Annotated in this window: 19 protein-coding genes; 18 read left to right on the forward strand and 1 reads right to left on the reverse strand. The window is 36.5% G+C overall.

The window, feature by feature from the left end; translation table 11 throughout:
- The first annotated feature begins 116 nt into the window (after positions 1–116).
- The 5 genes from IGK03_RS02385 (at position 117) to IGK03_RS02405 (ending at position 4889) form a co-directional block, all read left to right on the forward strand.
- Positions 117–1703, forward strand: a complete 1587-nt coding sequence (locus IGK03_RS02385) for an amidase family protein (protein ID WP_202334760.1) — start codon at positions 117–119, stop codon at positions 1701–1703.
- A 554-nt stretch (positions 1704–2257) separates the two neighbouring features.
- Positions 2258–2956: a nicotinamide riboside transporter PnuC gene (gene pnuC / locus IGK03_RS02390; RefSeq protein ID WP_002408018.1), complete on the forward strand. Its 699-nt coding sequence runs from the start codon at positions 2258–2260 to the stop codon at positions 2954–2956.
- A gap of 8 nt (positions 2957–2964) precedes the next feature.
- Positions 2965–3609 (forward strand): deoxynucleoside kinase, encoded by a 645-nt coding sequence (locus IGK03_RS02395; protein WP_002355594.1) that lies wholly within the window; start codon positions 2965–2967, stop codon positions 3607–3609.
- A 349-nt stretch (positions 3610–3958) separates the two neighbouring features.
- Positions 3959–4390, forward strand: a complete 432-nt coding sequence (locus IGK03_RS02400; protein WP_002375965.1) for a hypothetical protein — start codon at positions 3959–3961, stop codon at positions 4388–4390.
- A gap of 112 nt (positions 4391–4502) precedes the next feature.
- Positions 4503–4889: a DUF1149 family protein gene (locus IGK03_RS02405; RefSeq protein ID WP_002358717.1), complete on the forward strand. Its 387-nt coding sequence runs from the start codon at positions 4503–4505 to the stop codon at positions 4887–4889.
- 46 nt (positions 4890–4935) lie between these two features.
- Here the strand turns inward: IGK03_RS02405 and IGK03_RS02410 are convergent, their stop codons facing one another.
- Positions 4936–5271, reverse strand: a complete 336-nt coding sequence (locus IGK03_RS02410; RefSeq protein ID WP_002355597.1) for a hypothetical protein — start codon at positions 5269–5271, stop codon at positions 4936–4938.
- A gap of 297 nt (positions 5272–5568) precedes the next feature.
- On the opposite strand from IGK03_RS02410, the gene IGK03_RS02415 reads away from it, so the two are divergent.
- The 13 genes from IGK03_RS02415 to IGK03_RS02475 all read left to right on the forward strand — a co-directional run bounded on the left by IGK03_RS02415 (position 5569) and on the right by IGK03_RS02475 (position 19342).
- Complete coding sequence (locus tag IGK03_RS02415) at positions 5569–6960, forward strand: L-cystine transporter (RefSeq protein ID WP_002355598.1); 1392 nt, start codon at positions 5569–5571, stop codon at positions 6958–6960.
- A 133-nt stretch (positions 6961–7093) separates the two neighbouring features.
- Positions 7094–7474, forward strand: a complete 381-nt coding sequence (locus IGK03_RS02420) for a VOC family protein (protein ID WP_002363195.1) — start codon at positions 7094–7096, stop codon at positions 7472–7474.
- A gap of 152 nt (positions 7475–7626) precedes the next feature.
- Positions 7627–8793 carry a serine hydrolase domain-containing protein gene (locus tag IGK03_RS02425; RefSeq protein WP_002398113.1) on the forward strand — a complete coding sequence of 389 codons (1167 nt, stop codon included), beginning with the start codon at positions 7627–7629 and terminating at the stop codon, positions 8791–8793.
- 98 nt (positions 8794–8891) lie between these two features.
- The gene (locus IGK03_RS02430; RefSeq protein WP_202334761.1) at positions 8892–9602 is read left to right on the forward strand and encodes a DUF1003 domain-containing protein; all 711 of its coding nucleotides are present in this window, start codon (positions 8892–8894) and stop codon (positions 9600–9602) included.
- A gap of 546 nt (positions 9603–10148) precedes the next feature.
- On the forward strand, positions 10149–11099 hold the full coding sequence (locus tag IGK03_RS02435; RefSeq protein WP_002358723.1) for a rhodanese-related sulfurtransferase: 951 nt from the start codon (positions 10149–10151) through the stop codon (positions 11097–11099).
- Between the two features lie 178 nt (positions 11100–11277).
- Entirely contained in the window at positions 11278–11661 is a 384-nt protein-coding gene (locus IGK03_RS02440; RefSeq protein WP_002355604.1) for an LPXTG cell wall anchor domain-containing protein, read from the forward strand.
- Positions 11661–12392 (forward strand): WxL domain-containing protein, encoded by a 732-nt coding sequence (locus tag IGK03_RS02445; protein ID WP_010713875.1) that lies wholly within the window; start codon positions 11661–11663, stop codon positions 12390–12392. Before IGK03_RS02440 ends, IGK03_RS02445 begins: the two co-directional genes overlap by 1 nt.
- A 16-nt stretch (positions 12393–12408) precedes the next feature.
- Complete coding sequence (locus IGK03_RS02450) at positions 12409–13188, forward strand: WxL domain-containing protein (RefSeq protein WP_010713874.1); 780 nt, start codon at positions 12409–12411, stop codon at positions 13186–13188.
- Between the two features lie 19 nt (positions 13189–13207).
- Positions 13208–15307 (forward strand): lectin-like domain-containing protein, encoded by a 2100-nt coding sequence (locus IGK03_RS02455; protein ID WP_010713873.1) that lies wholly within the window; start codon positions 13208–13210, stop codon positions 15305–15307.
- 22 nt (positions 15308–15329) lie between these two features.
- Entirely contained in the window at positions 15330–16070 is a 741-nt protein-coding gene (locus tag IGK03_RS02460) for a WxL domain-containing protein (protein WP_002375974.1), read from the forward strand.
- A 74-nt stretch (positions 16071–16144) separates the two neighbouring features.
- A complete protein-coding gene (locus tag IGK03_RS02465) occupies positions 16145–17239 on the forward strand; it encodes a DUF916 and DUF3324 domain-containing protein (RefSeq protein WP_430602440.1) in 1095 nt (364 codons plus the stop codon).
- 201 nt (positions 17240–17440) lie between these two features.
- Entirely contained in the window at positions 17441–17890 is a 450-nt protein-coding gene (locus tag IGK03_RS02470) for a hypothetical protein (RefSeq protein ID WP_202334762.1), read from the forward strand.
- 3 nt (positions 17891–17893) lie between these two features.
- The gene (locus IGK03_RS02475) at positions 17894–19342 is read left to right on the forward strand and encodes a helix-turn-helix domain-containing protein (RefSeq protein ID WP_002358731.1); all 1449 of its coding nucleotides are present in this window, start codon (positions 17894–17896) and stop codon (positions 19340–19342) included.
- Positions 19343–19369 lie beyond the last annotated feature (27 nt).

Raw genomic sequence — 19369 nt, forward strand, 5'->3', positions numbered from 1 at the left:
GGTCGTTTTGACGGATGTCCTACTCTCTATTTTGTCTTTTTAACGAACAAAACTGTTAGTTGTCATGCAAAAATAAACATAGTAAGATAATCTTTAAATGGTATAGGAGGATAAAAATGTCTAAATTTTTAAAAGTAATCGGAATAATTGCTGTTTTGTTAGTCATAATAGGCGCTGCAGCGTATTGGTTTATACTCAAAAAGTTCACTCCTGAGGCAGAAACCCCAGCAATGTACAATCAAGAGAGAATCGTTAAAACGATTGAAGACCAATTAAAAGAAACGGATGTACAAAAAGCTCGGACCAAAGCACCGTTGATTATTGAAAAAAATATCACTGAATTACAGCAAGCGATTGCCAACGGAGCATTGACCTATGAAGAACTTACGGCGTTTTATTTGGACCGTATTTTACAGTTCGATCAAATAGATAATGGCATGAACAGCATCTCTGAAATCAATCCGCAAGCAATTAAGGAAGCAAAGGCATTTGACCAACAAGCCTCTCAAACACCGAAGAAGCCTTTGTATGGTATTCCTGTGACTTTGAAAGAAAATATAAATACGACCAACATGATTTCGAGTGCAGGAGCTTATGCCTTACGCACGTTCAAGCCTAAGGAAGATGCGGAAGTAGTTAAGAAGTTAACAGAGGCGCAAGCTTTGATTTTAGGAAAAGTAAACTTATCTGAACTAGCGAATTATATGTCAATGAAAGCACCAAGTGGCTATAGTTCCAAACATGGACAAACACTTAATCCTTATGGGCCACTCAAAATAACACCTTCAGGTTCAAGTTCTGGGAGTGCGGCTAGTGTGACGATGAATATCGGCGCCTTCTCTTTAGGCACTGAGACGATGGGATCGATTGTTTCCCCCGCTTCTCATCAATCAGTGGTTGGTTTTAAACCGACCCACAGTTCAGTAAGTGGCGAAGGTGTTTTACCATTGGCACCATCATTAGATACAGTTGGCCCGATTGCCCGAAGTGTCGTTGATGCTACACAAGGCTATAATGCGTTTAAGAAAGACACGGTTCCGAGCATTGATTCAACGAAATTTACTAAAAATAACTTACAAGGTCAACGCATTGGGTTGCTAGAAATGCCAAGTGCTGAAGAAGAATTTGCGACTGCTAAAAAGGCCCTCCAAAAAGCTGGAGCAGAAGTGATTCCGGTAACGCCAGACATGGAAGGGATTGATGGCGGGGCAGTTATTTCCAATGAATTTAAGTTTGCATTGGAAGAATTTGCGAAACGTTATGACTTACCATTTAAAACACTGGAGGAACTAATTGCGTATAATCAACAAGATAAAAAGGTTCGTGCCAAGTATGGGCAAGATTTATTAGAAGCAGATGTTAAAAAGAAACAACCAGATAAAGAAATCATTCAAACAACCATTAAAAAAGCACAACAAACGTTTGATGCGTTGCTAAAAAAACAACAATTAGACGGATATGCCTTTATTGATTCTGAAGGTACGGGTTTAAGTGCTGTGGCAGGATATCCTGAATTGACTGTTCCTTTGGCGAAAAACAGTGAAGGACAACCTTATGGGCTGACTTTTACACAAACTGCCAATAAAGAGCAAACGTTATTTGAGCAAGCTTACAGCTTTGAACAAAGTACAAAAGGACGGATAGTACTTTCAGACAACGAGCTGTTGGCAAACAGTAAAAAAATAAATAGAGATGAGCAGTAAAGGGAAACTAGGAATGGCGAAACATCCGTATCAAACCTAATAAAGATAATCGACCTACAAATGAAAGGAATTGTTTGTAGGTCGATTATTTAGGTTAGTCATTTTTTTTGCTTTTTTAGGCGAATGTTTTCATGTAATAAGTTAATAAGTGGCCAGATTCGAGAAATACGGCCATCAATTTTTAAGCATTTCAATAAAAAGAGTGAACGATGGCTGTGTTTGAAGCATGAATATGTGTGGTTGCTTCCGCTTTCGCAACATTAATTTGGAGCGCTACCGTCGTAAAGGGTTCTGCCGCAGGAATCATTAGATGGAAACAAATCCATGAATACATAGAAGATTAAAGCAAGATGAAGAAAATATTGTGGCAATAAAGGATATCAGAATGCTTGTAGAATGACTATATGTAGTGTCTTTTTGTTTTTTTAATCAATATATAGTATTAAAATCTTCTTTTTATTCCGAAATCTGATTGACTTGTTTTTTAAAACGGAGTACTCTTATTGAGACGTCAACAGAGAAAAGTTTGGTTTTAGGAAGGTCGGAAATTTGTCGTGAATAAGAATTTTTTGGTGAATGATTTTAAAGGTTGGGAAACGAGAAGTTACTTGTTTTTAGCTTTGATGGTGGGGGTACAGTTGATTGCATTTGCTATCAATCCATCGAATTGGATTACGTTAGTAGGTGGTTTAGCCGGCATCATTTGTGTGAATTTAATTGCCCAAGGAAAAGTCAGCAATTACATTTTTGGGTTAATCAGTGCAGTGATTATTGGCTATTTTGGGTTAGTGACACGGGTATATGCCGAAGTTCTTTTACAAAGCTTCTATATTATTATGGACATTACAGGGCTTTATGCTTGGCTTCGGGCTAGCGAGGATGGCTCGGGTCAAGTAACCGACGTAAAAGTTTTAAAAGGTATTCAGTGGTTGTATGCCTTTTTCACGTGGCTGCTCATTGGCGTAGCTGCATATATTTTGTTAGGTTTTGTAAATGATGCGCAACAAACATTAGATGCAATCACGTTCAGTGTTTCAGCGACAGGGATGTTATTGATGATTAAACGTTATCAATCGCAATTCGTGTTTTGGCTACTAGGAAATATTTTTTCAATTTTGTTATGGTTCCGAGCAGGGACGCACGCTGGTGGTGATTATGCGATATTTGTTATGTATTGTATGTATACTTTTAACTCAATTTTTGGTATGTTTAATTGGTTGAAGATAAAAAATAAAATGGAAAAAAATAGGTAGGGAGTTCGATGGCAGTGATTGTTTTAGCAGGTACGATTGGCGCTGGTAAATCTAGTTTAACAGCTTTAATTGCAAACCGTTTAGGTTCAGAAGCCTTTTACGAATCAGTTGATGATAATGAGGTATTACCTTTATTTTATGCGGAACCGGAAAAGTACGCATTTTTATTACAAATTTATTTTTTAAATAAACGTTTTGATAGTATTAAACAAGCATTAACGCATGAAAATAATGTATTGGATCGCTCGATTTATGAAGATTCATTACTTTTTCATTTAAATGCAGATTTAGGTCGTGCCAACGAAACAGAGGTCAAAGTGTACGATGACTTATTACAAAACATGCTCCAAGAATTGCCTTATGCTGCGCATAAAAAAAGACCTGATTTGTTAGTTCACATTCGTATTTCATTTCCCAAAATGTTAGAACGCATCAAAAAACGTGGCCGTCCTTATGAACAAATTGAGACAGATCCAACGTTGTATGATTACTATCAAATGTTGAACGAGCGTTATGATCAATGGTACGAAGACTATGATGAAAGTCCTAAAATTCAAATTGATGGCGATAAATATGATTTTGTCGAAGATCCTGAAGCGTGTCAATATGTCTTGGCATTAATTGAGAAGAAAATTGAAGAATTAGAAAGATAAATAAAAAGAAGCAAGTCCGGACTTGCTTCTTTTTGACTTAAAATGTGGATAGATAGGCTAAAGTTGCTACTAAATAAAGGAGTGTAGTGCTAAATTATAGAATCGGATTTTAACCTTCCCCTAAGTTAAAATCGGATAATCTATCTATCGACAGTTTAAGTTTGTATAAAATAGCGGTAGCTATTATCAACGAAGTCATTCATCGGTTGACCTGACTTCTCTAGAAGTATACCATCGAAAATAACCGACAGTTGTTCAAAATTTGGACTTAGTAAGTGTAAATTTTGATTGAAAGTTTCTGTAAATCAATCATTTATTCAAAAAATAATGCTCGAAAGAAGGAAGATAAATGAGCCAAATTTGGTTTGAACGCATTCTACGTTGGCGCAAAAAAGCGCAACGATTTTTACAAGGACGTTATGCCCGGTTCGATGAATTGAATCGAACGCTGTTGCTAACAAGTGTCGTGCTGGCGCTTATCAATATTTTTACTGGCTATCTTTGGGTTCGGTTATTGATTTTAATCACAGTCGCCTACGTGTATTATCGCTTTTTTTCAAAACATATTCACCCGCGATTGAATGAAAATCAACGGTTTATTCTTCGAAAACAACGCCTAATGCAAAAGGTTCATGCTTTTCGCAAGCGACACCTGACTCAGAAAGGATATCGTTATTTTAAATGTCCAAAATGTCAGCAGTCATTACGTGCGCCGAAAGGACGAGGAACAATCAAAGTCACTTGTTCAAACTGCCAAAATCAATTTATCAAAAAAGTCTGATCTTCTGTGTTTTTTGGTCTAGGCAACTTTTGGACTTGTGGTATACTTGAGAAAAGAAACCATTGGATATTCTAAAAGGGGAATATCTTGTTAAAAAAGGAGAGAAAAAACAATGGAAATTAAACGCCAACAAGAAATTGTTGAAGCGTATCACTATGATATGCGAGTACCTGATTCAGAAGTAGAGACAGATTTACGTGTCAGTTTTTCACCAATTGAAGTAGAAGAAGAAAATTATCCAGAAAATAGCTCAGCACTTGTTGCTCGCTTAGAATTTCGAATTGTCTTTGACGAATTTGTTTTATCAGGGGCGATTAGCCAAATTAATCACATTATTGATCGTAAAATTGAAAAACAAGAAGATATTTCGCAAGAAGAAGTCGATGAACTTGTGCGTCCTTTATTTAGCATCGTCGAACGTTTATCTTATGAAGTAACTGAAATTGCTCTGGATCGTCCAGGTGTTCAATTGAATTTTCAACAATCAGAAGAAGCTTAAACTTTAAAAACAGCGTTTATAACGGATTCCGTTACAAACGCTGTTTTTATTCTTGTGAAGATTTAGCAACCAAAGCTTTTTTAAACTGTTCATAATTTTTTGTAGCGATATCCACATAAGCAATCGGCTGACCAACTTTGGTGATTTTTTCGGGAAGATAGGGAGCGAGCATTTCATTGTACAAAATGAACGCAGCTTCTGGTACTTCCTCTGAAAGAACATCATAACTGATAAAGTCAATTTCATAGGTTGGTTGAAAAAAGGCTTTGATGTTTTGCTGCTCTTTGTTTGAAAAGAGCCAAGGACCTCCATTTGCAGGGCTCCCAACATACAACATTGCTCCATCACGGTTGACAGAAAGGATCCAACAAATTTTTTGCATACGCTTACACCTCCTAGAACTAAGTATACCACGTCAGCTTAAAAGAAAGAGGACAAAAAACAAATTATTTTTACAGTGACTAGTAAAACAACGCTTGGTGATAGTTTTAAACTATCACAACGGTTATTTTCTATCAAAAAGTAAGCAAATTATCCCACTATTTGCTATAAAATAAGGTACAATAGAACTATCACTGGAAACAGTTTGCTGTTTTCAGGGTATTTACTGGAGAGTGAGTACCGGGAACCTTTACTTCCTTTGATGTACTTGTCATTAAAAACATAGGGAGGAACTAAAATGACAACATTCATCACTGTATTAGTGATCCTTGCATTTATTGCTGTGTTATTCGGTTTCTACCAAATGCAAAAGAAACATTTAAAATTCTCAACACGTGTCTTTTCAGCATTGGGCGTGGGGATTGTTTTAGGTGCAATTATTCAATTTGCTTTTGGTACAGACAGTAAAATTACTACGCAATCAATGGAATGGATCGGGATTGTAGGTAATGGTTATGTAGCGTTTCTACAAATGCTCGTAATTCCGTTAGTATTTGTATCTATCGTAGGTGCATTTACAAAAATGAAAGAATCCAATAAATTAGGAAAAATTAGCTTTAATGTGTTAGCCACCTTACTAGGAACAACAGCAGTAGCTGCCTTGGTGGGGATTGGAACAACCTTAGCGTTTGGTCTTCAAGGGGCAAAATTCACGCAAGGTGCTGCAGAAACGTCAAGAATTGCCGAGTTAGCGACGCGTCAAGATGCGATTCAAGATTTGACGATTCCCCAACAAATCGTTTCATTTATTCCTAAAAATGTCTTTGCTGACTTTGCGGGAACACGACCAATGAGTACCATTGGGGTGGTAATCTTTGCTGCGTTTGTTGGTGTCGCTTATTTAGGCGTTCGTCGTAAAGCGCCAAAAGAAGCTGAATTTTTTGCAAATTTAATTGATAGTTTATATAAAATTACCATGCGAATTGTTACCTTAGTTTTACGCTTGACCCCTTATGGCGTGTTAGCGTTAATGATTAATGTTGTAGCAACAAGTGATTTTGTTGCGATTATTAACTTAGGTAAATTTGTGTTGGCATCGTATGTGGCCTTAATCATTGTTTTTGCCATTCACATGCTGATTTTAATTACTTTAAAAGTCAATCCAGTCACGTATCTAAAGAAAGTTTTTCCAGTCTTGAGCTTTGCTTTTACTTCTCGTTCAAGTGCAGGAGCTTTACCATTAAATATTGAAACACAAACCAAAGCACTAGGTGTTGATGATGCCACAGCAAACTTTGCTGGTAGTTTCGGTTTATCTATTGGACAAAATGGTTGTGCCGGCGTTTATCCAGCTATGTTAGCAACCATCGTTGCACCAACTGTTGGAATTGATGTCTTTAGTTTACAATTTATTTTAATGTTAGTAGCAGTTGTCACAATCAGTTCATTTGGCGTAGCCGGTGTCGGCGGCGGAGCAACCTTTGCTTCTCTAATCGTTTTAGGCGCAATGAACTTGCCGGTTGCAATTGTTGGTTTAGTAATTTCGGTTGAACCACTTATTGACATGGCGCGGACAGCTGTTAACGTTAACGATAGTATGGTTGCAGGCGTGTTAACAAGTGCTCGTATTCATGAATTAGATCGTGATGTCTTAAATGATCGCGACGTTGTCTTAGATGCAAATATCTAAATCAATAAAAATAAAAGTGTTTGAGCAATGTCTTGCTCAAACACTTTTATTTTGATTTTAAGCGAAAGTGCAGTAATTATTTAAAAGAACGTATATAATAAGTTGTTAACTAAATTCAAAAGGACGTGAAGGAATGTTTTCAAACCAAGTAAAGATTATGTTATATGTGAATAATGTTGAGGAATCTAGTCAATTTTGGCAAACGTTTGGCTTTGTTGAAAAGGAAAGAGAGGAAGTTGACGGCACATTGGTGGTAGAAATTGCGCCAAGTGAATCAGCAGAGACGATTATTGTTTTATATGATTTGGCCTTTATTCAAAAACATTCACCAGAAGTGGCGGGGAATACCCCTTCTCTAATGTTTGCTAGCGATGATATCATTGGTCTCTATAAAAAAATGCAAGAGGCTGGGGTTACTGTTGGTGAAATGGTTCAATTGCCAACAGGCTTAGTTTTTAATTTTGCAGATAACGATGATAATTACTTTGCTGTGATGGGGCAAGAAAGTAAATAAAAAACAGCTTGGCACCAGAATCAATCTAGATTCCGGTGCCAAGCTGTTTTTTATAAAAGTTGAAAGTTTTATAAATTTTACTAAAATCTGTAATTTTCATGAAAATATAGCGTATGATAATGCTGTTAATAGAATAGGCGGAGGTAAGCGGTATGCGTAAACGACATGCAAAGAAAAGACATGGAGGAGTGAATTGGCTTTTTATAGTATGTTTGTTGGTGGTGATTGGTGGTAGTGGTTATTTAATAAAAACGTTCTTTTTCACTAGAGATTCACAAGTTAGTCAAGAATCGAAAGTGGTCTTGGAAGAAGATCGCCGAAGTGATAATTATGCGAATTTAACGAAAGAAATAGTTGCACCAGATAGTGGCGAACTTGATCAAAAAATTCAAGAAACAAATTATATTGGTTCGGCTTTGATCATTAAAGATGATCAGGTTTTAGTAAATAAAGGATATGGCTTTGCCAATTTTGAAAAGCAACAAGCCAACACGCCAAACACAAGGTTTCAGATTGGCTCAATTCAAAAATCTTTTACCACAACCTTGATCTTAAAAGCAATTGAAGAAGGTAAACTTACATTAGATACAAAACTCGCTACGTTTTATCCGCAAGTACAAGGTGCTGAGGACATTACGATTAGCGATATGTTGAATATGACAAGCGGTTTAAAGTTATCAGCAATGCCTAATAATATCGTTACCGATGAAGAAATTATTCAATTTGTTAAACAAAATACCATTCAAGTCAATAAAGGAAAATACAATTATTCCCCAGTAAATTTTGTCCTTTTAGCAGGAATGTTAGAGAAAATGTATCAACGTACCTATCAAGAATTATTTAATAATCTTTATCACAAAACGGCTGGTTTAAAGAATTTTGGCTTCTATGAAACCTTATTGGAACAACCCAATAATTCAACAAGTTATAAATGGACAGAAGACAATTCGTATAATCAAGTGCTCTCAATTCCCGCAGCTAGTTTTGCCCATGAATTTGGGACTGGGAATGTGGATATGACGACAGGTGATTTGTATTGGTACTTACATCAATTAATGAGTGGACACTTAGTTTCCACCGCACTTTTGCAAAAATTATGGACGTCTTCTCAGCAAAGTTCTTATCATGGCGGCATCTATGTTCATGATAATTATTTACGCTTACACGGCGTTGAAGCGGGTCAACAAGCCCTGGTTTTATTTTCAAAAGATATGAAAACCGGGGTCATATTGCTAACTAATTGTGTGAATCCAGCGAAATACAAAGAATTAATTGGTTCGTTGTTCCATGATGTAACCAATTTAACTGTTAAATTTTAAAGCAGAAGCAACAACGATCACTCCAAAGCCTTTTTAGGTTTCTTCTGAGAGACTTTATATTAAAATAAAGGGAAGAACGATCAAAGGGAGTGACGAAGATGAAGCAATCAAAAAATAAACAAGGTGTTATTGGTGAATCAACGGAAAAAAACATTTATCTTCAAGATATAGAACAGGAAACGCAAGCTTTTATTCTCCAAAACAATCCACAATTGACAGCTGAATCGATGATTACATTGGCGGAGTTACTTAATTATCGTTTGGATTACATGAAACAATTGGTCGCAAATGATTCTGAAAAAATCCAACAACTGAATGAATTGGTGGTTCAACATATCAAAGAAGATAAGCTGATTTCCAATAATATGAATGAAAAGATGGAAAAGAAATTAACCTTTGGCCAACGAGCAGCGGATACCATTGCTAAATTTGGCGGTAGCTGGGTGTTTATTGGCTTCTTTTGCTTCGTGTTGATTGCTTGGATCGTGATTAACTCTACCACTTTATTGGGACAACCATTTGACAAATATCCTTATATTTTGCTAAATCTCGCCTTATCTTGTTTAGCAGCTATCCAAGCACCGATTATTATGATGAGTCAAAACAGACAAGAAGCCCGTGATAGAGAACAAGCGAATAATGATTATAAAATTAACTTAAAAGCAGAAGTAGAAATTAATTTATTACATGAGAAAATGGATTATATTATCAATAATCAACTAGAAAATTTGGTAAAAATCCAAAATATTCAAATTGAACTTTTAGGTGAATTGCAAGAACAACTCGCCGCGACTTCTGAAAAGGAGTAGTATATAGAAGAGGTCAGGACAGAACCGTTTAGCTCCGAGAACCAAGTAGGTACTGTTCAACATCTATTTGCTTTGCAAATAGTGTTTCTCAGCAATAAGAAGAAATTTCCGAAAATTGTCATAAAACACAACGAGGTACGAGTTGATGTTGCATGATACCTACCCGGTGCTCTTTAATTTTTGGAGACCAAGTAGGTATTGTTCATCATCGAATCACTACGTTCTTCGTGATTCTCAACAATTTCGGCTTATTTCCGAAGGACCTTCACCAAGTAGGTACGATGATTTCATCTGTTCATGCTTCACAGTGAAACATCGCAACTCTTAGAGCTGTAGCTCTTTTGAAGGCTGTACTGTGACGAGACGCATGTCGAGAAAACATCTTAGAAGTTGTTGAGATCGAAGCAACGCGTAGTGTTGGTTCTGTTCCCGCCGTTTATCAGGCTTTTTTTATTGTGTGTAAATACACAAGCAAAATAATCGCTTTCCCTTTTTTATTCACCGTATAATGGGATAGAATGACTTTATACAAAAGGGGAAAACAAGATGAAATACCAAGTATTACTTTATTACAAATATACAACAATTGAAGATCCAGAAGCTTTTGCGAAAGAGCATCTAGCTTTTTGCAAATCATTAAATTTAAAAGGCCGTATTTTAGTAGCGACAGAAGGGATTAACGGAACGTTATCTGGTACTGTCGAAGAAACAGAAAAGTACATGGAAGCAATGCAAGCAGATGAGCGCTTTAAGGATACATTCTTTAAAATTGATCCAGCAGAAGAAATGGCGTTCCGCAAAATGTTTGTTCGCCCACGTTCTGAATTAGTGGCGTTGAACTTAGAAGAAGACGTTGATCCATTAGAAACGACGGGGAAATATTTGGAACCTGCAGAATTTAAAGAAGCCTTACTAGACGAAGACACTGTTGTAATCGATGCTCGTAACGATTATGAATATGATTTAGGTCATTTCCGTGGTGCCGTGCGCCCAGATATCCGTAGCTTCCGTGAGTTACCACAATGGATTCGCGAGAACAAAGAACAATTTATGGATAAAAAAATTGTTACCTATTGTACTGGCGGGATTCGCTGTGAAAAATTTTCTGGCTGGTTATTAAAAGAAGGATTTGAAGATGTTGCTCAATTGCATGGTGGTATCGCCAACTATGGAAAAAATCCAGAAACACGTGGCGAACTTTGGGACGGCAAAATGTATGTCTTTGATGACCGAATCAGTGTCGAAATTAATCATGTTGATAAAAAAGTTATTGGGAAAGACTGGTTTGATGGGACACCTTGCGAACGCTACATTAACTGTGCAAACCCAGAATGTAATCGTCAAATCTTAACTTCAGAAGAAAATGAACATAAACATTTAGGCGGCTGCTCATTAGAATGTAGCCAGCATCCTGCCAACCGTTATGTAAAAAAATATAATTTAACAGAAGCAGAAGTTGCTGAACGTTTAGCTTTGTTAGAAGCGGTTGAAGTATAAAAATAATAAAAAAATAAACAAAAAAACTTCGAAAATTATTTTTTGAAGTTTTTTTGTTTATTTTTTTGTCTTTAAAAGTGTTGATTTTAAAGCTTTCTTAGCTGAAACCATTTTATTTTTTAAAAGCGTCTGAAAAAAATAAAAAAATCTAATAAATATTTCTTTTATATAATGTTTATTGGCTGGGCCAGTCAATGTTGAAAATGGGGAAGGAGGAATTCAGATGAAAATCATAAAAAGGTTTAGTTTGGTATGTTTAGGGCTATTGATCATTGGGTTGCAAACAAAAAGCGTTATGGCTGAAGAAAATAATTATGAATCAAATGGTCAAGCGAGCTTCTATGGTACCTACGTTTATGAGAATGAAAAAGAGTCAAATGACGTAGCGTATACCCAACAATCAGAAGAACAGGGAAGAAACAATTTAGCTGCTTCTGGACAAGCAGTTTTACCTAAAACAGGCGAGTCTGAAAATCCACTGTATTCCTTGATAGGAGTTAGTTTGTTGGGGGTAGTCATTTATTTAATTAATAAAATGAAACGAGAGAAGGAGCTTATTTAATGAAAAAAACTGTTTTACTTACATCGGCAACCATACTTTTAGGCGTAGGGTTTCAAGCAATAAACGCATCAGCAGCAGAAACTTTTCCGAAAGAATACAATACGGAAGGCACAATTACTTTTGAAGCAGGCGATAACGAAATCACACCGCCAGTTGATCCAGAAAATCCCGATCCTACTGATCCAGTAGACCCAATTGATCCTCCAGGGCCAGGAACGGGTGGTGCCTTATCAATTGATTATGGGTCAAAATTTAAATTTGGTACACAAAAGATTTCTACGGCAGATCAAACGTATTATGCTGCGCCAGATGAAATGAAAGATGGTTCAAAAAAACCAACCTATGTACAAGTAACTGATAAAAGAGGAACGTTAGCAGGATGGAAACTAACGCTTTCCCAACCTGAACAATTTAAAACAGCTACTGGAGAGGAACTAGTCGGCGCTCAATTAACGTTTACAAAGGCAGAAGCTGCCTCAATGGTGGATGAAAAATATAAACCTACTGAAGTCAGTAGTACTATTTCCTTAACACCTGGTGTAAATAATAATCTAGCGATGAACGCTAAAAAAGAAACAGGTGTTGGGACTTGGGTTTATCGCTTTGGTTCAAATGAAGCAACAAATAAAGAAGCTGTCCAATTATTCGTTCCCGGAAAATCTGTAAAGCTTGCACAACAATATTCAACGAAGTTAGTTTGGGCATTAGAAGATACTCCCGTTAATAATTAAATAAAGGAGAAAAGCAATGAAAAAACAATTCACAGGAATCGTTCTATGCAGTACATTTGCAGTTGCTGGTTGGTCCTTACAAGCGAAGGCAGAGGAGCCAAAAGAGTATCGTTCGAATGGTTTAGTAGAATTTATTCCGAACGTAGATCCGACAGAGCCGGTTGATCCAGAAAATCCCGATCCAGAAAAGCCAGTCAAACCAATTGATCCAACAGACCCAGAAGGTCCCAATCCTGGTACCCAAGGACCACTGTCTATTGATTATGCTTCAAGTTTTGACTTTGGGAAAAATCGTATTTCGAATAAAGACCAAGTATATTTTGCAAGAGCACAGCAATATCAAGAAAATCAAAAAGATACACCAAATTTTGTGCAAATTTCTGATAATAGAGGAACCAATAGTGGTTGGTCTTTAACGGTTACGCAAAAGGAGCAATTTAAAGCAACAAAGGCTACTTTAAATAGTCAGTTGACAGGTGCGCAAATTTCTTTAACTAACCCGACTGTTAATAGTAATGCGCAAAATGTTGTGAAACCAGAGGCAACAAATAAGATTGCCCTTGTTCCAGGGACCGCATCGCTAGTGGCAGCTGCGAAGCAAGGAACTGGTGCGGGAACTTGGGCTACTTATTGGGGCAAAGTAGAAGTGGTTGCAGAACGCGATGAAACCAATACGGTACACAATGTTAATGTTACAAAAGATGTCGCGCTATCAGTACCAGGGTCAACCCCTAAAGATGCCGTGAAATATCAAACAAAATTATTGTGGACGTTGACGGATGTACCAGGAATTTAAAAAGTAGAGGTGAAGAGAGATGCGAAACAAACAAAGCCTAGTCTTTTTGGCAAGTAGTTTATTCTTACTACTCCTTGCGCCTATTACTAGCGAAGCGATTAGTAATCCTTCGACAAATATCAACGAAGTCAATCGGGAAATAGTGGAGGAATCGGCCAATGATCAGGCAACTAGCGCTCCTTCTCACTCGGAAACATTAGAGCAAGAACCTTCCCTAGAAACGACAACAACAACCGATAATCATCCAGCAGAAACAGACCAATCAACGGCTACTTTAGAACCTAGCAAACAACAAAAGGATGACGATAACAGTGTAACGGAATCGGCGATAGTTGAACCACAGCCGCGCATGTTGGCTGCGCCATACGCTACTTCATTGCCTGATGATCCTAATATCATTCCAATCGACAAGGTATTTCAAGAGCCAATTGGAAATGCAACAAGTATTTTAGAAGGTGGGAAGTTATTACAACTAAACCCAGCTGTTAAATCACAAAAAGGAGCTATTTGGTCAAAAAAACCAATCAGTTTATTGTCGGATTTTACCTTTAAAAGTTATTTGTATTTAGGAAACGAGTATGCAAATGCTGGTGATGGTATGACCTTTACCTTAACGAATGATCCTAGAATGTCCACAACGCCTCAAGAAGTCATTGGTTCACCTGGGATGGGAATCGGTGCATACTCCACGAAAGCTGGTCAACCTTATGTTAGAAATGCCTTATCGATTGAGTTTGATACCTATAAAAATACTGGTAGTTCCAACCGAATGGACCGAGAAATTTCACAAGATAAGGGAAATGGGCATTTAGCTTTTGTCACTCCGAAAGCTAATAACAACAGCTATACAGGGGAGCATTCAGGCGTCACCGTTGCGCCAACCTATCTATCTAATGGAACCTGGCGCATGTTGACTGTTCATTGGAATGCCGCAGCCAAAGCATTAACATATGATTTAGAAGGTGTGGGCACGAATACGTATGTAGTTTCAGATTTAAATGCACAATTTGGCGCAACAACGGTTTATTGGGGCTTTACATCTTCCACAGGTGGCAAATACCAAGAGAATGCTTTAGCAATGACACAAATTCCTACCAACGTTACGTCACAAGCAGCCCTTAGCGTGAACGGTCAGGAGTTTAGCTCAGCTGTTGAAGCAGTGAAAAATGATCAGGTGATACTACGGAATACATTGAATATTGACAATGACTTTATCGAAGATCGTCAACCGCAAGTAAGCATTGACTTACCTGATGAATTAGCATATGAAGAAAATTCATTAACGATTGATGGTAAAAAGGTAGCAGCCAAAGATCTGACACAAACAGGGAATCACTTAACAGTTGCTTTAAATGACTACCTAGTTTTAAAGAAGGACATGATGATTGAATTAAAAACAACCCTTCAAGATAATACGCCCGAAAAAGTTTTAACTATGAACTTTGACTATTATGAAGAAGGAACCTTACTGCAAAAGTCAAATAATGTAACGATTACTATTCCTAAACCAACAGAAAAAACAGTAACCGTTTTTTATAAAGACGCGGAAGGTAAAGATATTGCTCCACCTAAAAGTGTAACAGGGAAAATTGGTGCACCCTATCAAGAAAAACCCCTAGATATTTCTGGCTATGTTTTTACAAAAGACTCAGGCAATGCGGAAGGAACAATGACAGAGGAAACAAAAGATATTTATTTTTACTATCGTTTAGGGGAACTATATTTTAAAGAGGCACCAAAACAGATTACTTTTGGTACGGAAAAGATACGTAATCAACCACTAATTAAACTTGGGCATCCCACCGAAGGACTCAAAGTCGTGGATGAACGTAACGCAAATAATTGGCGCTTGCAACTAAAGCAAACGCAACCGTTAACAAATGATTCAATTGTAATGCCAGATGTTTTTTCTTTCGTTTCAACTGCTGGAAGCTCTCAGATTACAAATGAGGCAATTACGCTTTTAGAAAGTAATCAGAAAGGTGAAACAGATTTAACAGCATTACTTGATGAATCAAAACAACAAGGAATTCAAATCAATGTTCCTGTAGCTTATCAAAGAGTTGGAACATTTAAAGCTCGTTTATCTTGGGCGTTAGAAGACGTACCAGGAAATTAAAGAAAAGAATGGAGAAAAGAAAATGAAAAAAGTAACAACAGTATGTTTATCCACATTTATTTTAGGGAGCTTAGGCATGACTTCTCAAGCCTTTGCAGAAGATGGCGGTAGTTATACATCTAATGGTATCGTAGAATTTACACCAAGTGAAGATCCAACTAATCCGGTTGACCCAACGGATCCAACTAATCCAGTTGATCCTATTGACCCAACAGATCCTGAAGGTCCTAATCCAGGAACAAACGGTCCGTTGTCAATTGATTATGCGTCAAGTCTAGACTTCGGTGTTCAAAAAATCACGTCGAAGGATCAGACTTATTTTGCTGCTACCCAAAAATACAAGACGGTAGGCGCAACCGATGAAGTCAAAGAAGGGCCTAACTATGTCCAAGTAACAGATAACCGTGGAACCGAAGCTGGCTGGTCATTAAAAGTGAAACAAGAAGGACAATTTAAATCAACTTCTGGTAAAGAATTGACTGGGGCAGCTATCACGTTTAAAAACGGAAATGTAGTGACTGCTTCAGATTCAGGCAAACCAACAGGCCCAGCCACAATCACGCTAAATTCAGATGGTAGTCAATCAGATGTAATGAGTGCAGCGAAAGGAAACGGTGCAGGAACTTATTTATTTGATTGGGGAACCGATGCAACTACAGCTGCTAAAAGTATTGAGTTAACTGTTCCAGGTTCTACAACCAAATACGCTGAAAAATACGCCACAAAATTAACATGGACGTTGACAGACGCTCCAGGAAATTAAACGAGTTTTAAAAGAAGAATAGCGGGGAACATGGTTACCTGCTATTCACTACATATAGAAAAGGAGTAAATAATTTGAACAGAAAAAAACAACGATTTCTTTTTTTTCCGATACTACTAATTCTTTTAGCGTTAGTACCTAGCAATGGTTTTGCCAGTGAATTTAATTTTGCGGTTACGCCTATTCCATCAGAAAAACAAGTAGATAAAGAAAAAACTTACTTTGATTTATTACTAGAACCAAATAAAGAAACTGAGTTGAAAGTGAACTTACGCAATGATACAGATAAAGAAGTAAAGGTAGGTATTTCCATCAATAGTGCCATTACCAATTCAAATGTAATCGTGGAGTATGGTGAAAATAAGGGAAAAAAAGATCAAAGTTTAGCGTTTGATATAAAAGACTATGTTCAATACCCTAGCTCAGTTCGTTTAAAACCGAAAAGTGAACAAACGGTTTCTATTAACGTCAAAATGCCTAATACACCCTTTGATGGAGTGTTAGCTAGTGGTATCACTTTTAAAGAAGAAATGTCGGATGAAGGCAAACGTCAAGACGATAAAAGTCAGGGGTTATCCATTAAAAATGAGTATTCGTATGTCGTCGCATTATTGATGCAACAAAACAAAAAAAAGGTTGAGCCAAATTTACTTTTGAAAAAAGTCTCACCAGGACAGATTAATGCTAGAAATGTGATTTTAGTCAATCTACAAAATGATCAAAAAACATATATTAACCAAGTTGCCTTTTCGGCAGAGATTACCAAAAAGGGGCATGAAGAAGTTTTATATAAAGAGGAAAAAGCAAACATGCAAATTGCACCAAATACCAATTTTTCTGTTCCCATTGCGCTAAAAGGGCAACCGCTTAAGCCAGGAGATTATCATTTGTCTATGACCGTTGTTGGGAATAAAGATGCTGCAGGCTCATTTAAAAAATCAATAAACAATGAATCGATATCTTTTAGAAATCAATGGCAATTTGAAAAAGACTTTACAATTAATGGCGAAGTTGCCAAAGAATTAAATGAAAAAGATGTGACCTTAAAAGAAAATCATTCAAATTTATATTTGCTGATTGGCTTACTACTATTATTGATAGTGATTTTAATCATTGCCTGGTTGATTTGGCGAAAAAAGAAACAGGAAAAAAACGAAAGAGAAATATAAAGAGTAGTTAATTTTTGATTTGATTATCGGCAACGTTTTTGTTTGTTTTTGCTTATCAAACATGCAGTTTATTCAACAAACCTAACTCAAAAAAAGAAATAATAAGAAGGAGTATTGTTAAATATCGTCTGATACCACTTTACTAGTTATATTTTTTGTTTTGTTATGTAGCTAAAGTATTTGGCAATATATGTGAGAAAAATGGATAAATACAAACATTTACTATTATGGAGTACATTGTTACTCTCGTTTTTTCAAGTAACCACTGTGCAAGCAGCAGAAGAACAGAATCCAATTTATAATCCGACCAATCCAACAGAAGAAATTTATCCGATTGAGAATACTGGCACACCAGAAAAAATGGAAGAAACAAATGAAAGTACTATTACTAGCGAAACGCAAGCGGAAGAAAGTAGCGAAGACGTTAGTAAAAAAGAAGTGACAACCAATAATCCAAAAACAAATGAAGAAAGGCCTTCTTCCAAGAAAAGTCAGCATCAAGTATTTTTCACGGATGAATTATTTGATGCTAGCCATATCACCATTGTACCAAATAGCACAGGCGGTGCTGGAACGGAGGGGCAAAACACTTTTTACTTGAATTTCATACGGGAATTAGTAGGAACGGCTATTTATGGGAGAAAGAACTGATAAATGATGAATTATGAAATTTTTTTAAATAAAGAAGATCAACGAAGTTATTCCTTGCTAAGGCATTTAGAAGAAAGTCCCACGCTATCAGGTACTTTTATTGCACTTCGCGAAGAATTATCAATGTCGAATTTTTTAGTCAAAAAAACATTAGAAAAATTAAAAGCAGATATTGACAATCTAAAGTTAAGCGACAGCTTAACTTTAGTCGTTTCTGATGTAGATGTTACACTTGAAATTGATGGAAACTATTCAAGTAAACTTTTGCTCACGAAATACTTAACAGAATCGCTCTCTTTTAAATTAGTGTTGTCTTACTTTAGAGGAAATTATAGTTTGACAAAGTTTGCTGAATGTAATCATGTCAGCACCTCTGTGGCGTATAGTACCTTACAGCGGCTAAAAAAAGCCTTAAAGGAGTATCAGATCTATTTTAGTAAGCGGGAAATTGTCGGCAATCAAAAAGCAATTTCATTTTTTTTGTATAAATTGTTCACGCTTTCCAATCAACCAATTTCCGAACTATATTCGGTAAAAGTTTATAATGAAGCGAAACGTGTATTACAGTCTGTTGAGTTAAACTATACTTTCACCACCTATGAGCGACGCAATTTTTTCCATTATTTAGCTATTATGATTAACAACGAAGGACGTGCGGTGGAAGGGATCGATACGCGTGCACTGAATACATTTTCAGAGGAACTAATAAAAAAATCGCAAGTGGCATGGGCATTGGCCTCAAAATCATTAACGTATACGATTGTTTTTTTCTTATATTTGCATGGCAAACTAGAGAAAAAATATGTCATTCACGAAGATCCTACGATTGAAAGCCTAACTCGTGTTTTCATTGGAAGTTTTGAAAAAGCATTTAATTGTTTAGAGGAGTCAACAAGGAATACTCTAGAAGAAGGGTTAGCAATTATTCATTTCAATGTTATTTACTTTCCGATTAATATGTTTGACGATTTTGAAATGGATTTACAGTTTTTTAAGCAAACATATCCGGAATTTTATTTTTATTTAATTGAATATATTCGTTGGTTAACAGCAAAACATAAAAAAATTGCGAAAGCCAATCACTGTTTGTTTTTTAACTATCTATTGTTGCTAATTAATCATGTTCCGGTTCATTTAATTGCAGAGCCAGCCAAGGTCCTAATTGATTTTTCTTATGGAAAAGAGTATAACCAATTCATCAAAAAAAATTTATCCGTCTATGTGAATTTGAATGTAGAAATTATTGACCCGTTATCAGATACCTTACCAGATGTGGTGATTACCAATTTAAATAACTTGTATCAAGAAGAACAGAGTAAAGTTATGGTTTGGCTGGATCCACCTCGTTCGATTGATTGGGTCAATTTAACGCAATCATTATTGACTATTCAAGAAGAAAAATATCAACAACAAAAAGAATCGACAAAGACAAGCGGTGATCCTATCGAATAGAATCATCGCTTGTCTTTGTGTTTAAGT

The sequence above is a fragment of the Enterococcus sp. DIV2453a genome (genome assembly GCF_050533535.1).
In the GTDB taxonomy this organism is placed as follows: Bacteria; Bacillota; Bacilli; order Lactobacillales; family Enterococcaceae; genus Enterococcus; species Enterococcus faecalis.